The organism is Kitasatospora sp. NPDC093679 (assembly GCF_040683455.1).
GTDB lineage: Bacteria > Actinomycetota > Actinomycetes > Streptomycetales > Streptomycetaceae > Kitasatospora > Kitasatospora arboriphila.
In genome coordinates, this window is the sequence record NZ_JBFBDW010000001.1 from 348,179 (window position 1) to 370,091 (window position 21,913).

Consider the following 21,913-nt stretch of genomic DNA (forward strand, 5'->3'; position numbering starts at 1 on the left):
CCTAGGCTGGCCGGGTGGCGGACGAGGTGTGGGGCGAGACGGTGCAGGCCTGCGAGGCTCCGGGGTCGGGGTGTTCGCGGTGCGAGGAGACGGCGGACTTCACGGTGGTGCGCGAGCGGTACCGGACCGTGGCCCGCAGCCGTGGTCTCGGGCGGCTCCTGGCGGCCGGGGTGCTCGTCGTCCTTGCCGTCGAGCTGCTGCTGACGGGCCGTGCGACGGGGGCGGCGGTCGCGTTCGTCCTCGGGGCGCTGTCCGCGCTCTCGTTCGGGTGGGTCGTACGGCAATCCCGTTCCGGTGAGCCGGTGGCCGTGTTCCACTGCCATCACTGCGAGGCCCGGTACCGGCTCTGACGGTCGTTGCAGGGCTGCACTCCGCAGAGGACCGCGCAACGCAGAGGGAGACCGTCATGCCGCTCCAACGGATGGACAACGTCGGCATCGTCGTCGACGACCTGGACGCCGCCGTCGCCTTCTTCACGGAACTGGGCATGGAGGTCGAGGGCAGGGCGCGGATCGAGGGCCTCTTCGCGGACCAGGCCGTCGGACTCGACGGGGTCCGCAGCGAGATCGCGATGATGCGGACCCCGGACGGCCACGGCAAGCTGGAGCTCGTGCAGTACCACGCCCCCGCGGCGATCCGCGACGGATCGCACAACCCGCCGCCGAACACGCTGGGCCTGCACCGGGTGATGTTCGCCGTCGACGACATCGACGACACCGTCGCCCGCCTCCGCCTCCACGGCGCCGAACTCATCGGCGAGGTGGCGCGGTACGAGGACGTCTACCGCCTCTGCTACCTCCGCGGCCCCTCGGGCATCCTGCTCGCCCTGGCCGAACGGATCGGCTGACGGCCTTTCGCCACCCTGTTGCTCGCCACCCTGTTGCTCGCCGTACGGACGACTCCGCCGTACGGCGTCGGGCCGGGCCGTGTCGGTCACAGGTCGGGTCAGCCGGCGGGCCCGGCCGGTGACGGGGGTCGGGGCCGCCCCGTGGGGAGTGCGTCGGCGAGTTCCGGGGTTTCCGGGGCAGTCGATGTCCTGAGCATCTGGGACTGCAACGGTCCCACCGACCAGCAGTGGACCCTGCCCGTCGGCTGCCCGGTTGGATCCCCCCGGATCGTCATAACAGCCGACGGACCGTCAATGTCGGTACGGCTGCGTGCTGTTGATGGTGAAGACGCCATGACAATTCGGCCGGTTGCCCGGGGAGGAGAATTTCCCGCGGCCCGAGGACATGGGGGTGCTGCGGAGCCGACCCGACGTTCTTGCGGACGTCCTCGGCCTGCCGTGCGCCCGAATCGGACCGTCAGGGGAGTCGGAGGGGCAGGCCGGGGAGGATGAGGTCGGGGTCGTCGCCGATGGTGTCGTGGTTGGCCTGGTAGAGGGCGGGCCAGCCGCCGTCCACCTGCTGTGCCTGGGCGATGGCGTCGAGGGTGTCGCCGTCCTGGACCACGACGGTGGCGGTGTCCGGTTCGGCGGTGGGCTGCCGGGCGGCGGGCTGTTGGGTGGCGGGCCGGGGCGCGGGCACCGCGTGGTGGGCCGCGGTAGGTCGTCCGCCGGTGCGGGGGCCGCAGGTGGGCCAGGGGGTGAGGCCGCGGCGGGCGGCGAGGTGTTCGGCGACGGCGATCTGTTGCTCGCGGGTGGCGAGGTCGGGGCGGGCCGCGTAGGCGGTGCCGCCGTTGGCGCGCCAGGTGGCGCGGTCGAACTGGAGGCCGCCGTAGTAGCCGTTGCCGGTGTTGGCCTGCCAGCGGCCGCCGCTCTCGCAGGCCGCGATGCGGTCCCAGTCGACGCCCTGGACGGCGGTGCTGCCTGCGGCGGGTGCGGCGTGGCCGGGGGCGGTGGTCGCGGTCCACAGCCCGGTGGCGCAGACGAGGGCGAGGAGTAACTGCAGGATCCGGTGGGCGACGGACATTGCGGAGCGCTCCCCGAGAGGGTCGACGATCGGACGGCCGGCACCCCGGGGCACCGCCCTCCCAGCGTTCGCACAGGCCGCGGCGGCAGCCCGGCCGACACCCCGGGAACATCACCCGCCCGGCCCCGCGGAGCCACCCGCACACCGCACAGGCCACGCGGCCGCGGCCCGGCGGCCCGCGGACACCCGTCCACGCAGGGACGGCGCGGCGCGGTGACCGACGATCGAGATCACCGCGGTCCTCCAGCGGCAGGCTTCATGGTCGGCCTCTGCGCACTGCATCGGCGTTTTCGACGGCCAGGTGGCCCTGCTGCGCCTCCGGTCCGTCCGCGAGGCCGCCGTGGCACCGGACGGTCTCTGACGGTCCGCCGACGGCAGGGCTGATCCGCCGCACGGTGGGCGCCGACCCCGACTCACCCGCCCCGACTCATCCGTGGCGGACGGCCTCCCGGTGCGCCTCGGTCGCGACGGCGACCCGGACGGCGGCGTCCGCCCAGCCGCGGACGGCGGCCTCCCGGTCGCCGCTGCGCAGCGCGTGGGCGAGGGCGCGCAGCAGTTCGGCGGTGGTGGCCAGGCCGCCGAGGCCCAGCCGGTCGGCGGTGCGTTCCAGGCGGGAGAGGGCGGGACCGTGCGGGTGGCGTAGTCCGCGGTGGGCGGTGTCGGCGAGCGCGGCGAGGGCCTCGGCGAGGTCGGCGGCGACCGGGTCGGCCGCCGGTGCTGCGGCGGGGGCGAGGGTGCCGGAGCCGCCGCCGGGTGCCAGGTCGGGGACGACCACGGCGGTGCCCGCGAGCAGCGCCACGGGCTCCAGCACGGTACGGCCGGCGACGCGTCCGACGGTGGCGCTGACGTGGGTGACGGTGCTGGAGGCGAGGGCCGCGGCGAGCGCGTCGAGGGCGCCGGGACAGGCCGGGTCGTAGGTGGCGGCTAGGGTGGCCGGGTTGCCGACGGCGTCCCGGACGGCGGCCTCCAGGCGCTGCTCGGCTGCGTCGTAGCGGACGTCCTCGACGGCGGAGAGCTCCACCACGTGCACGGACTCGGCGGCGATCCTTGCCCGGATCAGCCGCGGAGGTCGGCCCTCCGGACTGCGCAGCCGGGCGTCCAGGTCGGTGAGCAGCAGCGGGGCGGGCAGGTCGGTCCACGCGGTGCCGACCGGGGAGACGGTGGTGGCGGCGATCCGCCCGCGGCCGAGGCCCAGTTCGCGGGCGGCGCTGCGGACCGCGCTCTCGCTGACCACGTTCCCGCTGGCGAGGGCGGCCAGGCGGTGGCCGGCGATCCGGCGGGCGCCCAGCGCGTGCCCCGTGGGCGGGGTGCCGTCCGCGGGCAGGTCCCAGCTGCGGCGCAGCACCAGGACCGTCCCGGCGGCCGGGTGGGCGAGGTAGACCTCGGCGGAGCGGGCCGTCGCGGTGCCGCGCACCCGGCAGCCCAGTGCGGTGAGGCGGACCCGGCGCAGCGGCGTCTCGGCGGTCTCCCGGACGCCCAGCACCTCGGACGGCGCCGCCCCGGGATGTGCGGTGGCGCGGTGGCGGGCGTGCAGTTCGGCCAGGAGCAGGGCCGTCTCCTCGGGCCGGTGGTCGGCGGCCCGGGCCGCGTACGCGTCGAGCTGGCCGATCAGGTCGGCGAGTACGCCGGCCGGCCAGTGCAGGGACCGGGCGGCGAGCTCGTCACGGACCCGGTGGAAGGCGGCGGCGAGGACCGGCCCGGCGTGCACGGCGCCGTCGAGCAGCAGCTCGCGGGTGAGGTCGAGCGCGGTGTCCAGGGCGGAGCGCTGCGCGGCGTCCAGGACCGGCGGGGTGTCCGGGTCGGGCTCGGAGCGGCCGCCGAGGGCGACGGTCGGTCGGCCGTCGGCGGCGCGGAAGGCCCAGACCGCGAGGGCGATCATCTCGCCGCGGCGGTCCTGCGCGGCGTCGGTGACCGCGAAGCCCAGCTCGCCGGGGACGGGGAAGCGGACCGTGCAGGCGGCGAGTTCGGCGACCGGCTGCGGGGCGTCCGGGCGGGCGTGGTGCAGCCGGGCGGTGTAGCCGCGCTCCAGGGTGCGGCGGGCGGCGGCCACGGCGCGGGCACCGACGGCGGCGGTCAGCGCCTCGTCGTCGAGCGCGCCGGGGGACCAGGCAGGGGTTCCGGGCTCCTGGGGACTCTCGGGGGCGCCGGGCCCGGGAGAGCTGTCGGGGGCACCGGCGGCGGTGCGTCGGTGGGCGAGGACCAGGGCGATCCGGTGGCGGCACACGCCGGGTGCGCCGCAGCTGCAGCTGCCGCCGTCCAGCCCGGTGCCGGGCGGCAGGGCGACGGTGCTGCCGTCGGGGCAGGTGCCGCGCAGCGTGCCGTCGGGGTCGAGCGCGGGCACCGGTCCGTCCCCGGCGTCGACCTCCCGGGCTGCGCGCTTGACCAGGCCGCGGTTGGCGAGGGCGGCCAGCGTCTCCGCGTCCAGGGCCAGCAGGTCGGGGCGGGTCCCGGCGCTCACCGGCCGAGCCTCTCGGCGACGAACTCGGCCAGCATCCCCGGTGTCATCGCCCCGACGTGCGCCCCGGCGTCGGCGAGCAGCCCGGCGAGCTCGCGGTCGTACGCCGGGGCCGCCTCCTCGTCCAGCGCGGCCAGGCCCAGCACCGTGGCGCCCTGCCCGGTCAGGGAGCGGACGGTGCGCAGCAGCCGGTACCGGTCGCCGCCCTCGTAGAAGTCGCTGATCACCGCGAGGATCGTGCGCCGCGGGTTCTCCACCAGGCCGGCCGCGTAGTCGACCGCGCGGGCGATGTCGGTGCCACCGCCGAGCTGGACCCGCATCAGCAGCTCCACCGGGTCGGTCACGTCGGAGGTGAGGTCCACGACCTGGGTGTCGAAGGCGACCAGATGGGTCTTCAGCCCCGGCAGGCTCCACAGACAGGCCGCGGTCACCGCGGAGTGGATCACCGAACCCACCATCGATCCCGACTGGTCGACCAGCAGGATCAACTGCCACTGCTCCAGGTGCCGGCGGGTGCGGGAGTGGAAGTGCGGGCGCTCGATCAGGATCCGCCGCTCGGCGGGACGGTAACGCCCGAGGTTGGCCCGGACGGTCCGGCGGAAGTCGAAGTCGCGGGCCAGCGGGCGCCGGCTGGGGCGCGCCGACCGGGCACCGGTGAACGCCTGGCGCAGCTCCGGGGTGAGCCGTTCCATCAGCTGCCGCACCACCGCGGCCACGATCCGGCGTGCCTGGCCGATCAGTTGATCGTTCATCAGGTGCTTGGTGCGGAGCACCGCGCGCAGCAGGGCGGGGCTCGGCTCGACCCGCTCCAGCACCGTCGGGTCGGTGACGATCTCGTCGATGCCGTACTGCTCGACCGCGTCGCGCTCCAGGCGCTCGATCGTCTCGCGGGGGAAGAGACGGTGGATGTCGTCCAGCCAGTCGACCGCGGTCACCCGGGACGGCTCCAGTCCGGCGCTGCGGACACCGCGGCGGTCGAGATCCTGGTCGCGGCCGTAGAGCCACTCCAGGGCGGCGTCGCGGGCGGCGCCGTCGGCGCTCGGGCGGCCGGTCCACGGTTCGGCGGGGGAGCCGAGGACCAGACGCCAGCGCTCCAGGGCGGGGTCCGGGGCCGACTCGGCGGTCGGGTCGGGCGGGGTCACCGGGCGCTCCGCAGGCCGTGGCGGTCGAGCAGGGCGGTCACGTTCTCCTCCAGGGCGCGGGCGGCGGCCAGGTGCAGGGGGTCGGCGGTTGTGCGGAGCAGACCGCGCCCGGAGCCGCGCAGACCGCGGCGCTCGATCAGCCGACGGGCGATCCGCTCGCGCTCGCGCGGCGGGAACCAGGCGAACGCCTGGCGCAGGGCCGGCAGGGCGATCAGGAACTCGGCGTCGGTGAGCTCGGCGAGGACGGAGTCCAGGACGGCCAGCAGCGAGCCGTCGCCGGAATCGGCGGTGACCTCCTCGCGGGCGAGGGCGAACAGGCCGCCCAGCCAGTCGCCGAGCGAGCGCGGGTCGCCCGCGGCGTTCAGGGCGGCGGTGGGGAGGTCGAGAGGGCTCGGGGCGCCGGCGGCCCGGGGGCCGGCCGGGGTGCGCGGGTCGCCTGCGGCGTTCAGGGCGGCGGCCGTCGGTGCGGCGGCCGTCGGTGCGGCCGTGGTGGCGAGGGTGAGGTGGAGGCCGTGGGCGGCGCCGCGGAGGTCGGCGGGGGCGTGGGGGTCGCGGGTGATGCGGAGCGCGAGCGCGGCGGTGTCGGCCGGGGTGGCGGTGAGCTGCTCGGGGGCGTGGCGGAGCGCGTCGCGGACGGCGGCCAGGGCGGTGAGCCGGGCCGGGTCGGCGCCGGAGCGGCCGTGGGCGCCCTCGACCAGCCACAGGATGCGGCTGACGGCGCCCTCCAGGACGGCCGCGAGCAGCGGGCTGCGGGCGGTGCCGTACACGCGGTCGTGCCGCCACAGGCCGAGTGCGGTGGCGAGCACGGCGCCGAGCGCGCCCGGGTCCGGGTGGCGGGCGACGGTGGCGGTGAGCGTGGTCAGCAGGCGGTCCGTGAGGGCGGTGGCGCCGCACAGGACGGTGTCGAACAGCAGGGCGGCGAGTCCGGCGTCGGCGGATCCGGTGGTGCGGGCGCGTTCGGCGAGGACGGTCGCGGCGGCCTCGTCGAGGGTGGCGCCGTACGCGCCGGCCTCGATCAGGGCGGCGTCCCGGCCGGCCTCCGGTCCGGCCTCCCAGCGTTCGGTGGTGACCGGGTCGGCACCGTGGGCCGGTCCGGCGGTGCGGTGGCGGCCGGGCACGCCGAGGACGCGCAGCCGGTGCAGCGTCCGGCTCGCCGTCAGGCCGTCCTCGGTGGTGAGGTCGCAGGTCAGCGGGCGGGTGCCGGTGGCGCCGATCGCGGCGAGCCGGGCGGCGGCGTCGTGGACCAGCGGCGGGGCGGGCGTGTCGGGGTGCAGCCGTCCGGTGCGGGTGCCGCTGCCGGCCGCGACCATCTCCACCACCACGGGGTGGCTGCCCGGCGCCAGCGGGGCGCGCTCCGACCAGGGCAGCGGCTGGGTCAGGTCGTCCTTGACCAGTGCACCGACCAGTCCGTCGAGCACGTCGGTGCGGGACGGCACGGGGTGGCCGCGCAGCGCGGCGAGGCCGCCGGTGAGCGCGGCGGCGGCGACCAGGTCGGCCGTGGAGACCGGGTGGCGGCGCCGGCGCAGCCGGGTGACGACGGACCGCCGCAGGTGGTCGGCGGCGGCCTCCGGTCCGTCCTCCCACAGCCGCTGGTAGTAGGCCGGCGAGGGCATGCCGGACTGGTACCCGGCGAACGCGTCGAGCTGCCGGAACGAGTACGGCACCAGGAAGCTGCCGCAGACGGCGCCGGGCGGCGGCGCGGGCAGCGCGGGCCGGCCGGGCGCCTCGGCGGGCCGTGCGGCGAGGGTGCGCAGGGCGGGTGTGTGGAAGCCGCCGGTGACGACCAGCACGGTCGCCGTCCCCGCCTCGGCGAGGACGGCGCGGACCCAGTCGGCCATGTACGCCTCGCGGGCCCGGTCGCCCTCGTCCGCCTCGGCGTCGCCGCGGACCAGGTCGAAGTAGGCGTCCAGGCGCTCGGCCAGCCCCTCCGGCGGGGCCACCTCGAACAGGCCGTCCCACAGCGCGTCCACCGACCCGGTGCCGAAGCGCTCGCACAGCCGGGCGGTGGCCTCGGCGTACCGGGCCTCCGCGTCGGCGTACCGGTTGGCACGCAGTGCGAACGCCGGGTGCCAGGACGGCAGGTCGACGAACAGCACCTCCGCGCCGGCCGCCCGGCCCTCCTGCAACGCCACCCACTCGGGCGAGTGGTCGCACAGCGGCGCCCAGGTGGTGGCGGTGCGTCCGGCGTCGCGGTAGTGGCCGAACACGGCGATCGGCAGGTCGTGGCCGAGGGCCAGCTCGTCCAGCCGGCCGTTGAGGTCGGCCGGGCCCTCGACCAGCACGTACGCGGGCCGCAGCCGGCGGACGGTGTCAGCCACCAGGCGTGCGCAGGCGGGCGAGTGGTGGCGGACGCCGAGGAAGACCGCGGGCATCAGCCGGCCAGCAGGTGGCGGGCGTCGTGCACGGCCTGCCAGTGCGGGCCGCGCCGCCGCGGCACCCGCTGCTCCAGGTAGCGGCGCAGCCGGGCCAGGTCCTCCGGGCTGTCCTTGGCGGCGGTGCCGGCCAGGCTGGAGACCAGGTCGGCCGCGTTGCCGGGTTCGCCGCGCAGGTACCAGCCGCGCAGCCCGACCGCGTGGGCGACCGACACCGCCTCGGCGGTGCTCATCACCGCGGACGGGCGGTCGCCGCCCTCGGCGGCGCGCAGCTCCCGGAAGGCGGTGACCAGGACCTCCAGCAGGTCCCGGTCGGGTGCCGCGGCCACCCCCGAGCGGCGCAGCAGGTGCCCGGACTCGGCCTCGACCAGGGCGAGTTCGGTGTCCAGATCGGGGATCGGGAAGACCGTCTCGAAGTTGAACCGGCGCTTGAGCGCCGAACTCATCTCGTTCACGCCGCGGTCGCGGGTGTTGGCGGTGGCGATCACGTTGAAGCCCTGCTTGGCGAAGACCATGCCCTCCGGCCCGTCCAGCTCCGGGACGGCGACCACCCGCTCGGACAGCAGGGACAGCAGCGAGTCCTGCACCTCCAGCGGGCAGCGGGTGATCTCCTCGAACCGGACGATCCGGCCCTCGGCCATGCCGCGCAGCATCGGCGCGGGCACCAGCGAGCGGGTGGACGGCCCTTCGGAGACCAGCAGGGCGTAGTTCCACGAGTACTTGATCTGGTCCTCGGTGGTCGCCGCGCCGCCCTGCACGGTCAGCCGGGAGGTGCCGCTGACCGCCGCCGCGATCAGCTCCGACAGCAGCGACTTGGCGGTGCCCGGCTCGCCGACCAGCAGCAGGCCGCGGTTGGTGGCCAGCGTCACCAGGGCACGCTCGACCAGCGCCGGATCGCCGACGAACTTGCGGGCGATGCCCGCCGCCGCGTCGCCGACGACGAACCGCAGGGCCGCGCGCAGGCTCAGCTCCCAGCCCGGCGGGCGGTGGTCGCGGTCCTCGGCGCGCAGCGCCGCCAGCTCCTCGGCGTACCGGACCTCGGCGGGCGGCCGCTGGAGCTGCTCCTCGGCGGTGGTGGTCATGGCGGCCTTCCCGGGGTGGTCCGTGCGGCTGTCGGTGCAGCTGTCGGTGGGGGTGCAGCTCTTGGTATCGGCGGGCGGGTTCACGGCGAGGTCAGCTCGGTCAGGTCGGCGATCACCTCGGAGGCGGTCACCGCGTCGAGCTCGGCGAAGGTCGGGAACGTCCGGTCGCGGGACCAGTAGTCGCCCGGGCGGATGTCGAGCCACACGGTCTCGACCCGCTGCTCCGGATACACGTCGTGCATGCCGACCGCGATGCCGTGCTCCGGGGCGAGCACCACGTAGCGGTCGGGGCCCACCCGGCGGGACAGCCAGCGCTCCACACCCGCGTCCTGGGGCGCGCCGCGCTGCCAGCCGCGCCGCTCCATGCCGACCAGCCGGGCGGTCGGCAGCACCGGACCGTTCTCGAAGCGAGTCAGCCGGTGACCGGCGCGCTCCTCGTCGCTCAGCGCGTACACCGGCCGGCCGAGCTGACGGAACGGCTGCAGGATCTCGTAGTCGGCGAACAGTTCCGACCAGGCGCCGAGGTCGTCGCCGAGCAGCAGCGGATGGGCCAGCCGGACGGTCGCCCCCGACGGCAGCGCGAACACCTCGTCCCGGACGTCCGCCAGCGTGCGGTCCTCGGCGACCCGGAACGCCGTCGTGACGCCGTCCGCCTCGGCCAGCCACACCAGCCGGCGCACCAGGTGCCACAGCAGCGGATGCCCGACGAACAGCTGGTCGAACTCCTCCGCCGTCCACGACCGCCGGGTGACCATCGCGTCCTCCAGCCGGCGGATCTGGTCCACCGCCACCGTGCGGACGTCCTTCTTCAGCGCGGCGAACCGCTTGCGCTCGGCCGGCGCCAACTCGGCGTCGTCCCGCGCCCCCGGCACCGGCAGGTCCTTGCGGCGGGCGCCGTCCGCGTCCAGCACGTACGGCTTCAGCTGCTCGTCGAAGCCGACGGTGAACGTGCGGGTGCCGTAGTCGACGACGGTGGTGCCGTCGGCGTCCAGCCCGAAGTCCGGCACCAGGCGGTCGGAGAGCTGCTCCCCGGACAGGCCGAGCCCGGCCGCCACCTCGGCGATCTTCTCCTGCGCCCGGGCCTTGAGCGCCTTGAACTTCACCCGCTGCGCGATGCCGTGCAGGTGCAGCAGGGCGACGTCGCTGCCGATCGCGGCCAGCACCTCCAGACCGTCCACCGCCCGGTGGTGCGCCCCCTCGCCAGGCCACGCCCGGAGCACCGGCGTCAGCCGGCGGACCGTCCCGTCGTCGCCGAGCCGGCCGAGCACGTGCAGCGCCCACCCGTCCTGCGACGGCATGCCGGCCAGCCTCCACTGCTCGAACACCGCCCAGGCGAAGGCCGTCAACGACTCCGGCTCGCACACCTCCGCCACCTGCTCCAGGCCCGGGTAGAACGCCCCCGGCTTGGACAGCGCCAGCACGGTGAGCACGTGCCGCACCGCCTCGGGCGGCAGCGCGCCCCCGCCGCCGCGCACCAGCAGCTGCGGCAGCATCATCGGCTCCGCCCAGTCGCCGGGCTGGGGCAGCTTCGCCGGCAGCGCGTTCACCAGGGGGTCGGCGGACAGCAGCACGCCCACCACCTCCGCCGCGTCCGGACCGTACTCACCGGCGACCGCGCACACCGCCGGGGCGCCGTGCGCGGCAGTGATCAGCCGCAGGGCGTGCTCGGCGCTGCGCCGGGCCACGCCGACCTTGCCGACCGCGGCGGGCACCAGCAGCCGGGCGGCGTCCAGCCCGTGCCGGCCGAACCAGGCACGGGCGGTGTCCCCGGCCGACTTGAGGCGCACCAGCCAGTCCGCCATGGTCGCGGCCACCCGGCCGTCCAGGTACGGCAGCAGCAGCGACGCGTGGGCGGCCGGGTTGTGCTGCGCGGCGGCCAGCATCGGCTCCAGCGCGTCCGTCCCGAAGCGGGCGGCGACCCGGCGCAGCGCGCCGACGGCGTCCCAGATGTGCTCGCCGCCGCGCCACCCCGCGATCAGCGGACGGCCCAGCTCCTCGTCGCCGTACGCGAACAGCCCCAGCTCCTCGTGCCGGTTGGAGTGGTGCCGGGGGTCGCCGGGCCGCTCGGCCACGGCCCGCATCGTGTCGGCGATCCGCTGCCAGTCGCCGTCCGACCAGCGCGCGTACCAGGACTCGGAGATCGCCCAGGCGTCCTGCTCGCCCGGCAGCCAGCGCAGCTGCGGCCCGCCCGCCGGGTCCGGTGCATGCGGTCCGTCCGGCGCGGTGAGGCCGGTCAGTACGCGCGGCTTGGCGGTGGAGCGCGGCCGGGTCCACGGCGGGCTGGTGAACAGCTCGGGCAGCGAGGCGACCGGGACGTCCGGCACCCGGTCGGCCACCTCGGTGAGCGGCTGCACGACGGCGGCCTGCTCCGGCGTCAGCTCCGGCAGCAGCTCCAGCGCGATCGCACGGTGGGCGGCGACGTGCGCGGCGAGGAGCTGGCCGGCGAGCTGCCGGGCGGCCGGATCGGCGGACGTCGCCGCGGCCTCGGAGAGCAGCCGGACGGCCCGCCGCGGGTAGCGGCGGACCGACGCCACCAGGGCCCCGCGGGCCGCCTTGTCGTCGCCCTGATGGGTCAGCAGGCCGCGGAAGGCGTCGTCGGACGGCAGCTCGGCGAGCGCGGCCAGCAACTGCTTACGCCGGTCGCTGTAGAGGTAGTCGTGGGCCAGGGCGTGCAGCAGCAGCGGCGCGGCGCCACTGCCGAGCCCTTCCGCGACGGTGGCGATGACCTCCGCCGACCAGCCGTCCCAGCCGAGGCCCGGCAGGCGGTCCAGCTCCTCGAGCGGCTCGGCCGAGGAGAGCGAGCAGAGCAGCATCGACCACGCGGTCGTGTCGAGCCCCCCGGATGCGCGGACGCACTCCTCGGCCCAGGCGGTCTCGGACGGCACCAGGTACACCGCCGCCACCAGGCGCGGCAGGTTCCGACGGCAGCCGGCCAGGGCCTCGACCACGGCGGCGTGGGTCTCCTCGTCGCAGACCGCCAGCAGGGCGCGGACGCGGTCCAGGGCCGGGCGGTGCGCCACCGACGCCCGGTGCCGGTGCTTGGCCGCATTGACCCGCGGATTGAACCGGCGCGAGTTGGACGAGTCCGAGGTCACCGAGACCTCCAGCAGCTCGACCACCGCCCGGGCCGCGAACGGCAGGCCGTGCTCCACCACCCAGCCGTCCACCGCCCGGCGGTAGCCCTCCGGGGAGTCGGCGACCAGCGCCGCCACCACCGCGGCACCGCGCGCGTCGGTGACACCGCCCAGGTGCGTGCGGGCGGCCGCGACCAGGTCGGCGTCGCTGTGCGAGGAGGCGAGCGCCTGCTCCACCCACTCCGCCCGCTCCGCGATCAGGGCGCTGAGCTTCGCCGGTGCGTTCCGCGTCGGCGCGGTCGTCGCACGGGCCACGCCGCCGCGGCGGGGGACCAGGATCCGCCGCCAGGCGTCCGGCAGGACGAAGGCGTCCTCGTCGAGCGGGGCGGCCGGGAGGTCCGTGGTCGTGGTCGTGGTCGCGGGGGCGTCCGGGGCGGCGGCCGCTCGGGTTGCCACGACCGGCTGCGCGGCGGTGGGCGCCGCACCGGCGGTGGCCTCGCGGTAGCCCTTGCGCTCCTTCTCGGCGACCGTCTTGGCGAAGTGCGCCTGCGCCGCCTCCGCGGTCGGGAACTCCTTGCTCTGCTCCCGCCCGTCGGTGCCGGACCGGCCGTAGCGCACGGTCACCACGACACCGTCGACCGCGGCCTCCCAGAACTTGTCCGAGCCACCCTCGACGAACTCCCAGCGCCGCACAGCTCCGCCCTCTCCTCGAACGGTTGATCAGGGGAGGAACAGTAGCCATGCCCACCGACAGGCCGTCCGCCGGGCTCAGCCCCGCCGCGGGAACGCCGTCCGTCGCGACGGTGCGGGGCTGTCACGGAGGCGGACGGGAAACGCAGTTGCCGCCGGCTGTTCGAGTCGGGACCATCTCCGCGCGTGACACACATCATCGCCCCACTCGTCATCTTCCTGATCTTCGCCGTGGTCCGCAGCATGCGGAGCGGCTCCGGCGGCAGGTCCTCCCCGGCAGCGTCGGCCCCCGCCCGGCGGGCGCCGGTGTCCTTCGACGCCGCCGCGTACGGTCTGGTGCCGCGTGAGGCGCTGGATGCGCGCCGGTCCGGCCCGCCGCAGGGCGAGCGGGCGCGCGAGGAGTCGCAGGAGCTGGCGAACACCGTCTGGGGCGGCGACTGGCGGGCGGCCGCCGCGTACATCAAGGCGGCCGGCACCGACTGGGACGAGCACTGGAACCGCTTCGAGCTGCTGCGGGCGATCGCCCGCGAGGACGACGCGTGGCTGACGAAGTGGCGCGACGCGGACCCGGGCGACTGCGACGCGGCCACCCTGGAGGCGGACCTGATGGTGCACCGCGCCTGGGCGGTGCGCGGCTCGGGGTACGCCCGCGAGGTACCTGCGGAGCGGATGGCGGAGTTCCGGGCGCTGCTCCCCGCGGCGATCGAGGCGGCGCAGCGGGCGACCCGACTGGCGCCGGAGAACCCCGGTCCGTGGGTGGTCATGGTGACGGCGGCACGCGGCGCGCAGTACCAGCCGGACCGCTTCCGGCCGCTGTGGGCCGGGCTCGTCGCCCGCGCCCCGCACCACTACGAGGGCCACTGGCAGGGCATGCAGTACTGGTGCGCCAAGTGGTTCGGCTCCAACAAGCAGATGATGGAGTTCGCCGAGCGCGCCATGGACGGCGCGCCGGTCGGCAGCCCCCTCGCGGGCATCTACCTGCACGCCCTGTCGGAGCTCCGGGAGCGCCGCTCCACCCTCCCGATCGGCCCCGAGGCGCGGCAGCGGCTGTGGGCGGTGGCGGACGCGCTGGCCGAGGTGCCGGCCGACAACGACAAGCTGCCCGGCCTGCGGCAGCTGCTGGCGTACCACCTCGGCGAGGCCGCGATGTACGAGGCGGCGGTGGAGCAGTTCCGGCTGATCGGCCGCTGGTGCGGCGCCGAGGTCTGGGCGGATCAGGGCGATCCGGTCGAGGCGTTCCACGCGGCCCGCGCGGTCGCGGTGACGAAGGCCGGGCTGAAGCCGCTGCCGCCGGAGGAGCGCCCGACCAAGAACACGGACGCCGCCTACCACTGACCCGGTCCGGGCGGTCGTCGCCACTGCCCGCTCCACAGGGCGGACGCCACCAGGCGGCAGTGGCCGGGGGTGTGAAGAGATTCCGTCCCCGTCCCCGGCCTGCCGAACACGGCCCGGCTGTCGGCCGGTCGGATCCGCCACCTCCACGAGCTGTGGGGGAGGCCCCGCTTCCGCGGCCGGCCGGCCGGAAGGGTCACCCGACCGAGTCGACGATCCCGGGTCGACGGGTTGCACCCCGGCCGTGTGGGACTGAGACGCGTGCTCATGGCTTCACCCGTTCCGCCCAGGTCCACCCGGGCCGACCTACTTCGGATGAGCAGCTGGCACACACGAGGTGGCTGCCGTAAGAGTTCGGCGCACCGGGGGGACACCTCAGAGGGCGTTCTCCGGCAGCAGGACGGCGGCGATGCCGGTGAGGGCGAAGCCGTAGGTCTGCCACGTGGTGAAGAAGGCCGCCGCGCCGTGGTCAGAGAACGTCCCGGTGGCGGACTTGGGCAGGGCGGCGGTGATCGCGTTGCCGATGGCGGCGATGCCCGGGCTGATGGCGCGCACCGGAGTGAAGGCGGAGCGGCCGGCGATCGCGACCGCGACCGTGATCAGGCCCGGGCAGGCGGCGAGGGCGGGGATCCGCGGGTTCGGCGTGCTCGGTGGGCCAGACGGCGATCGGGTTGCCCAGCCAGCGGGTGCCGCCGGGGACCTCCTCGCCGCGCATGACGAGTGAGGCCGGACCGATCGTGGTGCCCGGTCCGACGGTGGTACCCGGCAGGACGATCGAGTGCGGACCGGCGGTGGCGCCGGCCTGGAGCCGGACGGCGTCCAGACGCATGACCCGGTCGTGGAACAGGTGGGTCTGCAGCACCGTGCCGCGGTTGACGTTCGCACCCGCCTCCACGGTGACCAGGTCGCTCTCGGGAAGCCAGTACGTCTCGCACCACACGCCGCGGCCGATGTTGGCGCCGAGGCTGCGCAGCCAGAGGTTGAGGTACGGGGTGCCGAGCAGGATCTGGCCGCCCCAGGGCACGGCGAGCTCCTCGACGAAGGTGTCGTAGAGCTCGTTGCGCCACACGAAGCTGGACCAGAGCGGGTGTTCGGCGGCCTTGAAGCGGCCGACCAGCAGCCACTTCGCGAGGGTGGTGAGCAGGCAGGCGACGAGCGAGGCACCGGCCGTCACCAGCCCGGCGCCGGCCAGCGTGAGGGCGAGGCCGTCCTGGTCGCGCAGGGTCTGGAGTGCGCCGAAGACGAGGTCGGCGAGCACGGCGGTGATGACCAGCGGGATGAAGCGGCAGAGTTCGACGGCGGCCCGGGCGAACACCAGCCGCCGCGGCGGGTCGTAGGTGCGGCTCTCCTCGACGGTGTCCGCCACCCGGGGCAGGGCGATGCCGGGGCGGCCCAGCCAGGAGGAGCCGGGCTCGCTGTGCGCGGGGGCGTCGGAGAGGACGCCGACCAGCGCGTCGTCGGGGAGGGTGCGGCCGGGGCCGACGATGCCGGAGTTCCCGACGAACGAGCGCCGCCCGACCCGCGAGGGTGCGATCCGCAGCCAGCCGCCGCGCACCTCGAACGGCGCGATCAGCGTGTCGTCCGCGAGGAACGCTCCGTCGTCCACCCGCATCAGCCCGGGCAGCGCCAGCACGGTGGAGACCTCGACGCGGCGGCCCACCCTGGCGCCGAGCAGTCGCAGCCAGACGGGCGTCAACAGGCTTGCGTAGAACGGGAAGAGCGAGCGGCGCGCGGTGTCGGACAGTCGGCTGACGGCCCACACGCACCAGGCCACCCTGCCCTGTGCCGGGTGGAAGCCCGGGCGGATCGGACGGCTGAGGACGCGGATCAGCAGGGCCAGCAGCGTGGCGTAGCAGGTGAGCGTGATGGCGATCAACAGCACGGTGGAGGGTAGGAGTTGGATCAGTGCGGTGCCGAGGGTGGGGTCGGTGTCGATCAGCGGGTAGAGGACGGCGAGCGCGGGGAGGGAGGAGAGTACGGGCAGCAGGCCGAGTACCAGCAGCCCCGCACCGTAGGCGAGGTCCCAGCGGCGGTAGTGGTGGCGGTGCGGCGCGGGCCAGTCGGGGCGCGGTTCGGTGCTGGGGCGGGCCGGGGAGCCGTGCCAGTGCGCGCCGGCGGGCACGGTGCCGAGGACGCAGCTGCCGGGGGCGACGTCGGCGGCGGCGCCGACGCGCGCGCCGGGCATGAGGGTGGACCGGGTGCCGACGCGGGCGCCCTCGCCGATCTCTATCGCGCCGAGGCGCAGCACGTCACCGTCCAACCACCAGCCGGCGAGGTCGACTTCGGGCTCGACGCTGCAGTCCGCGCCGAGCCGGGCGAGGCCCGTCACCGGCGGGAGGGTGTGCAGGTCGACGCCCTTGCCGACCTTGCAGCCGAGGGCCCGTGCGTAGTGCCGGGCCCAGGGGGTGCCGGTCAGGCCGACCACGCCGAAGGCGGTGGCCATGCGCTCGGCCGCCCACAGGCGCAGGTGCACGGCGCCGCCGCGCGGGTAGCTGCCTGGCCTGAGGCCGGCGGTGAGCAGCCGGGCGGCGGCGCTGCCGAGCAGTAGGCGACCGGGGGCGCTGGAGAGCAGCAGCAGGCCGGTGATGATCAGCCACCAGGGGGTGTGCGGGGCCTGCCGCAGGGTGTTGCCGGTCAGGTTGTCGAGCGCGGCGAGGGTGAGCACCCAGCGCAGCCCGACGACGGTGAACAGCGCGGCCAGCACGAGCGTCTGCCAGACGCCTGCGCGCAGCGGGGTGCGGCGCACCTGGCGGTGCTCGCGCGGCCCGGTGTCGAACTCGTCGAGCCGGGCGGCGAGATCGAGCAGGGTGGGGTGGGCGTAGAGGTCCGCGACGGAGACGCCGGGGTGGCGGGCGCGCAGCGCGGAGACCAGTTTCGCCGCGGTCAGGCTGGTGCCGCCTAGGGCGAAGAAGTCCCCGTCGGCGCCGACCGGCAGGCCGAGCAGGGCTTCCCACTGCTCGGCGAGCCAGCCGGCGGTGCTGGCGGGGCGCAAGCCGGTGCCCGGCTGCGGGCCGGTGGTGAGCGGCCAGGGCAGGGCGGCCCGGTCGACCTTGCCGGAGGTGCGGGTGGGCAGCTCGTCCAGTACGGCCAGGACGGGTACCAGCGACTGCGGCAGCCGTTCCAGCAGGGTGGCGCGGGCGGCGACGAGGTCGAGCTCGGTGTCGGCCTGCGGCACGAGGTAGCCGACCAGCAGCTGGCTGCCGGCCGGGGTGGTCCGCACGGCCGCGGCGGCGGCCCGGACGTCCGGCAGCGCCTGGAGCGCGGCGTCGACCTCGCCGAGCTCGATCCGCCGGCCGGCCAGCTTGACCTGCTCGTCGGCGCGGCCGGCGAAGATCAGGCCCTCGGGTTCGTTGCGCACCAGGTCGCCGCTGCGGTAAACGCGTTCGGAGTGCAGGTGCGGATTGGCGGTGAACTTCTCGGCGTCCTTGGCCGCCTCTAAGTAGCGCGCGGTGCCGACGCCGCCGATCAGTAGCTCGCCGGTCTCGTGCCAGCCGACCGGTCGGCCCGCGGCGTCGACGACGGCGATCTCCCAGCCGTCCAGCGGGGCGCCGATCCGCACCGGCTGCCCGGGAAGCAGCCGGGCGGCGGTGGCCACCACGGTCGTCTCGGTGGGCCCGTACGTGTTCCAGAACTCCCGGTGCGGGGCGGCCAGGCGCTCGACCAGGTCGGCCGGGCAGGCCTCGCCGCCGACGATCACCAGCCGGACGGCGTCCAGGCACTCCTCGGGCCAGAGCGCGAGGAGGGTGGGGACGGTGGAGATGACGGTGATCCCGCGTTCCACCAACCAGGGGCCGAGGTCGGTGCCGGCCTTCACCAGGGATCGGGGAGCGGGGACGAGGCAGGCGCCGTGCCGCCAGGCCAGCCACATCTCCTCGCAGGAGGCGTCGAAGGCGACGGACAGACCGGCCAGTACCCGGTCGCCGGGGCCGAGCGGGCGCTCGCGCAGGAAGAGCCGGGCCTCGGCGTCGACGAAGGCGGCGGCGTTGCGGTGGGTGACGGCGACGCCCTTGGGGCGGCCGGTGGTGCCGGAGGTGAAGATGATCCAGGCGTCGTCGGCCGGGGTCGGCGGGGCCGGGAGGGGACCCGGGACGGCGCCGGAGACCGGCCGCGTGCCGGGGGCGAGCTGCCCGTTCGCCCCGACCACGGCACTCACCTGCGCATCCTGCCAGATCAGTGCGGCCCGCTCGTCCGGGTCGTCGGCGTCCACCGGTACGTACGCGGCCCCGACGCGCAGCGCGGCCAGGATGGCGACGTAGAGGTCGGCGGTGCCGGAGGGCACCCGGATGCCGACCCGGTCGCCGGTGCCGATGCCGTAACCGGTCAGCCGCTCGGCGAACTCGTCGACGGCGCGCAGCAGCGCGCGGTAGCCGAGCACCGTGCCACCGGCGTCCAGCGCCGGCGCGTCCGGATGGGCGTCGGCGGTGGCGGAGATGATGTCGAACAGGCTGCGGGCCTCCGGCGCCGCGGCCACCGGCCAACCGGCGCCGGTGCCGGTGCCGGTGCCCGGCGAGGGTCGGCTCAGCGTGTTCACGCCCGCCGGGTTCTCGCGTGTGTCCATAAGGTCTCTTCCTCGGTTCCGTGTACTGCTGAGTACGACGCGGGTAGGGCACTCCCCCGCACGGGAATGAGGGTGTGTGACGATCTCGGATTGATTACGTTCCCATTCGCCATGGGGTGCTCCAGTGGCGAGTGGATGCGAGACGGGCGAGGTCAAAGGAAATTCTCATCCGCAGTCTCGAAAGCGCTGTGCGAGGGCCGCGGCCATGCGCGACGTCGGGCCGAATCCGCAGGTAACGGCCGCCAAATCATGAGAGTACTGCGCCGCGGGGCGGGCTACCGGCGCGGGAATCCAAATGGGTGTACGTATTTCTCACGCAGGTTCAGTGCGTAGTCGATCCAGGCCGTGAATGGAAGCCGGTTAAACCGGAGATAAAGTTTCGGAGCGTTGTGCCGATGGAGGATGTGAGAGGCGTCCCGGCGGTGCTCCGGCAGGCGTGGCGGGGAATCAGCCGTTCCGGCGGAACCGGTCGGCCCGGCCAGGCGAGGGTCGGAGCGCGCCGGTGGGCGGCATCAGCACGGGCTCGGTGGCGTAGCGGGCGCGGGAGTTCTCCCGCAGCGGCTCGGGGCCGGCGGACATCTCCCGGTCCGGGAAGCGGCGCAGCGGTGTGCGGGGAGGGGGCTGATGCCGGAGGTCGGACTCATGCCGCCACCCCCGGTGGGTGGCTCTGCTGCAGGCCGGGCCGGCGGGCAGCAGCACGAGGGTGCCGGGCCGGGCGTGGTCGGGGTGGTGGTGCGCAGGTGATCGGTCATACCGGGAACGGTAGGAACGTCCCCTGAGCTCGGGCGGGGTGAGGCGGCGGGGCTCGGCGGGTCGTTCCCAAGGGTGGTGGAGGTCCTCGGCCAGTGGCCGGGCAAGCCGGAGTGGGGTGCGGACGGCGATGATGAGCCAGGTCCACAGGTCGGCACTGTCGGCGTGGCGGATCTTCGGGGCGGTCCGGCCGAGCGTCTGCTCCATCAGGCGGAAGGTGTGTTGACGCGGTCCGGGCGCAGGCGTCCGACCGGCACGACCGGCGGGTCCGCGAGAGCGTTGGAGAGGTAGACGATGTCGTAGCCGGAGTCCGTCATGATCGGGATTTCCGGGTCGCCCGGCCGCCGGTTCCCGGCTTGTGTCAATCGCTCGACGACATCGCGTAGTCGGGCGGTAGTAGGCCCGAGTCGGCGAAACCGGATCCCCCGGGGGGCGGGCCCGTTCTGCCCGGCTCAACTACTGTGACTGCTCGTGGTCGAATCCGAGATCGAGATCAGCGAGGATCTGGTCCGCGCCCTGCTGCGGGAACAGCATCCGGACCTGGCCGAGTTGCCGATCCGTGAGGTGGCGGGTGGCTGGGGCAACCAGATGTGGCGGCTCGGGGACGAGTTGACCGTCCGGATGCAGCGGATGGACGACTCGCCCGAGCTCCAGCTCAAGGAGCGTCGCTGGCTGCCGGTGCTGGCCTCGCGCCTGCCGCTTCCGATCCCGACACCGGTGCGCGACGGTGCACCGTCCGAGCGGTTCCCGAAGATCTGGACCGTCATGACGTGGGTCGAGGGCACGCCGCTGGACCACGGCTCCATCACCCGCGGCGACCACGCGGCCGACGGTCTGGCGGCCTTCCTCACGGCCCTGCACGTGGAGGCCCCCGCCGACGCGCCCACGGCCTCGGACTTCGGCGCTCCCCCCGAGGACTGCACGGACGGCTTCGAGCACTTCCTGCGGGCCGTGGACCTCGGTCCCGTCTCCGAGGACGACGTTCGGGCCGTGTGGGACGACGCGGTGGCGGCCCCTGCGTGGGAGGGCCCGCCGGTGTGGGTGCACGGCGACCTCCATCCCGCGAACGTCGTCGTCGCGGACGGCACCCTGGCGGGCGTCGTCGACTTCGGCGCGCTCTTCGCCGGCGACCCGGCGTGGGACCTCGCGGCCGCCTGGCTGCTGCTCCCCGCCGGCGGCGCCGCGCGGTTCTTCGACGGCTACGCGCGAGCGGACGCGGCGGCGGTGCGACGGGCGCGCGGGCTGGCCGCCATGAAGAGCCTCTTCCTGATGCTGATGGGCCAGAACGGGGACCGCGGCCTGCCCGGCGGCAAGCCGGAGTGGCGGCCAGCAGGCCGGTCGGCGCTCGATCGTGTCCTGAACGGCCGCTGAGAAGCCCGTCAGGTCGGTCTGTCCGTCGACGGGGTGCGGCAAGGCCGGTCGGCGCAGCGAGCACGGCCCCGCCCCGCGAGCAGTGCGGGGCGGGGCCGGGTCCGCCGGGCCGGTCCGTCGGAGGTCGCCGGTCCGTGCCCGGGTGCACCCGGTGGGGGCCCGGGTGGCTGGTGGGTGTGGTCAGAGCCAGCCGTGTTGGGCGGCTTTGATGCCGGCTTCGAAGCGGCTGGTGGCGTTGAGGCGTTCCATGAGGGAGGACATGTGGCGGCTGACGGTGCGTGAGGAGATGCCGAGGCGCTGGCCGGCGGCGTCGTCGGTGAGGCCGGCGGCGAGGAGGCGCAGGAGTTCGCGTTCGGTGCCGGTCAGGCCGCTGGTGGGGTCGGTGGGGCGGGTCGCGCCGAGGGGGACGGCGGTGTGCCAGGCCTGGTCGAACAGGTCGAGCAGGGCGGTGAGGATGCCGGGCTCGGTGACGTGGAGGGCGCCCTTGCGGGTGTCGGTGGGGTCGACGGGGACGAGGGCCTGGGTGCGGTCCACGATGATCAGGCGCTGGGGGAGCACGGGGGCGGTGCGGACCTCGCTGCCGAGGCTGAGGAGCCAGTGGGCGTAGGCGGTGGTGTGGGGGTCGTTGCGGGTGGCGTCCTGGTAGAGGGATTTGATGGTGACGCCACGGGCTATGGCATCGGCGTTGGCGGGCCGTCCGGCGGCGAGGTCCTCGGGCCGCATGGCGGAGCCGGGGTGGACGCCCAGGACCTCGGTTCGGGCGTCGCGGCCCATCTGTTCGAGCCGCGTCTGGATGGCGTCCATGCCGAGCAGGCGCTGTCCGTGGGCGGTGCGGTGTTCGGCGCGGTCGGCGACCATCCGGGTGACCGCGGCGCGGGAGGCGGCCAACTGGGCCTGGCGGGCGGCGAGTTCGGCCTCCTGGCGGGCGAGCATGTCCGCGAGTCCGATCTCGGGGCTGACGGCGCGCATCCGCCCGGGGTGCTCGGTGGACCCGCGGACCAGCATGAGTGCGGCGAGTTCGTCGAGGCTGTCGTGGACCTGGGCGGGACTCAGGTCGCAGGCCGCGGCCAGTTGGTCGACGCCCATGCCGGGCTGGTCGAGCATGGCCTCGTACACGGCGCCCGCCACGGCGGTCAGGCCGACAGTCTCCAGCACGATGTGAGCCCCCCAGCTGCAC

13 protein-coding genes and 1 pseudogene are annotated in these 21,913 nt (G+C 75.4%); 4 read left to right on the top strand and 10 right to left on the bottom strand.

Annotated features, from left to right (window positions below; genetic code table 11):
* The first annotated feature begins 14 nt into the window (after window positions 1-14).
* Both AB0O09_RS01520 and AB0O09_RS01525 read left to right on the top strand, forming a co-directional pair.
* Window positions 15-350, top strand: coding sequence for a hypothetical protein (locus AB0O09_RS01520; RefSeq protein WP_363539045.1), 336 nt, complete (start codon window positions 15-17; stop codon window positions 348-350).
* Window positions 351-406: 56 nt separating this feature from the next.
* A complete protein-coding gene (locus AB0O09_RS01525) occupies window positions 407-847 on the top strand; it encodes a VOC family protein (RefSeq protein ID WP_363539047.1) in 441 nt (146 codons plus the stop codon).
* A gap of 457 nt (window positions 848-1,304) precedes the next feature.
* On the opposite strand, the gene AB0O09_RS01530 is transcribed toward AB0O09_RS01525, so the two are convergent.
* The 6 genes from AB0O09_RS01530 to AB0O09_RS01555 form a co-directional block, all read right to left on the bottom strand.
* A complete protein-coding gene (locus AB0O09_RS01530; protein ID WP_363539049.1) occupies window positions 1,305-1,910 on the bottom strand; it encodes a transglycosylase family protein in 606 nt (201 codons plus the stop codon).
* A gap of 427 nt (window positions 1,911-2,337) precedes the next feature.
* A complete protein-coding gene (locus AB0O09_RS01535; protein WP_363539051.1) occupies window positions 2,338-4,368 on the bottom strand; it encodes a hypothetical protein in 2,031 nt (676 codons plus the stop codon).
* Complete coding sequence (locus AB0O09_RS01540) at window positions 4,365-5,507, bottom strand: VWA domain-containing protein (RefSeq protein ID WP_363539053.1); 1,143 nt, start codon at window positions 5,505-5,507, stop codon at window positions 4,365-4,367. The genes AB0O09_RS01535 and AB0O09_RS01540 overlap by 4 nt, the downstream gene beginning before the upstream one ends.
* Window positions 5,504-7,879: a DUF5682 family protein gene (locus AB0O09_RS01545; RefSeq protein WP_363539055.1), complete on the bottom strand. Its 2,376-nt coding sequence runs from the start codon at window positions 7,877-7,879 to the stop codon at window positions 5,504-5,506. Before AB0O09_RS01545 ends, AB0O09_RS01540 begins: the two co-directional genes overlap by 4 nt.
* Window positions 7,879-8,961 carry an AAA family ATPase gene (locus tag AB0O09_RS01550; protein WP_363539057.1) on the bottom strand — a complete coding sequence of 361 codons (1,083 nt, stop codon included), beginning with the start codon at window positions 8,959-8,961 and terminating at the stop codon, window positions 7,879-7,881. The genes AB0O09_RS01545 and AB0O09_RS01550 overlap by 1 nt, the downstream gene beginning before the upstream one ends.
* Before the next feature lie 80 nt (window positions 8,962-9,041).
* Window positions 9,042-12,728: a DUF4132 domain-containing protein gene (locus AB0O09_RS01555; protein WP_363539059.1), complete on the bottom strand. Its 3,687-nt coding sequence runs from the start codon at window positions 12,726-12,728 to the stop codon at window positions 9,042-9,044.
* 183 nt (window positions 12,729-12,911) lie between these two features.
* Here AB0O09_RS01555 and AB0O09_RS01560 point away from each other — a divergent pair, with 183 nt between their 5' ends.
* Entirely contained in the window at window positions 12,912-14,060 is a 1,149-nt protein-coding gene (locus tag AB0O09_RS01560) for a hypothetical protein (protein ID WP_363539061.1), read from the top strand.
* 372 nt (window positions 14,061-14,432) lie between these two features.
* On the opposite strand, the gene AB0O09_RS01565 is transcribed toward AB0O09_RS01560, so the two are convergent.
* The 3 genes and pseudogenes from AB0O09_RS01565 to AB0O09_RS01575 form a co-directional block, all read right to left on the bottom strand.
* Entirely contained in the window at window positions 14,433-14,612 is a 180-nt protein-coding gene (locus tag AB0O09_RS01565; protein ID WP_363539063.1) for a hypothetical protein, read from the bottom strand.
* Window positions 14,527-18,615, bottom strand: coding sequence for a Pls/PosA family non-ribosomal peptide synthetase (locus tag AB0O09_RS01570; protein WP_363539065.1), 4,089 nt, complete (start codon window positions 18,613-18,615; stop codon window positions 14,527-14,529). Before AB0O09_RS01570 ends, AB0O09_RS01565 begins: the two co-directional genes overlap by 86 nt.
* Before the next feature lie 759 nt (window positions 18,616-19,374).
* Window positions 19,375-19,590: pseudogene (locus AB0O09_RS01575) on the bottom strand (transposase); the annotation flags it as partial.
* Window positions 19,591-19,836: 246 nt separating this feature from the next.
* Here AB0O09_RS01575 and AB0O09_RS01580 point away from each other — a divergent pair.
* On the top strand, window positions 19,837-20,736 hold the full coding sequence (locus AB0O09_RS01580; protein WP_363539067.1) for a phosphotransferase: 900 nt from the start codon (window positions 19,837-19,839) through the stop codon (window positions 20,734-20,736).
* Between the two features lie 180 nt (window positions 20,737-20,916).
* Here AB0O09_RS01580 and AB0O09_RS01585 read toward each other — a convergent pair whose 3' ends face one another.
* On the bottom strand, window positions 20,917-21,891 hold the full coding sequence (locus tag AB0O09_RS01585; protein WP_344624905.1) for a LuxR C-terminal-related transcriptional regulator: 975 nt from the start codon (window positions 21,889-21,891) through the stop codon (window positions 20,917-20,919).
* Window positions 21,892-21,913 lie beyond the last annotated feature (22 nt).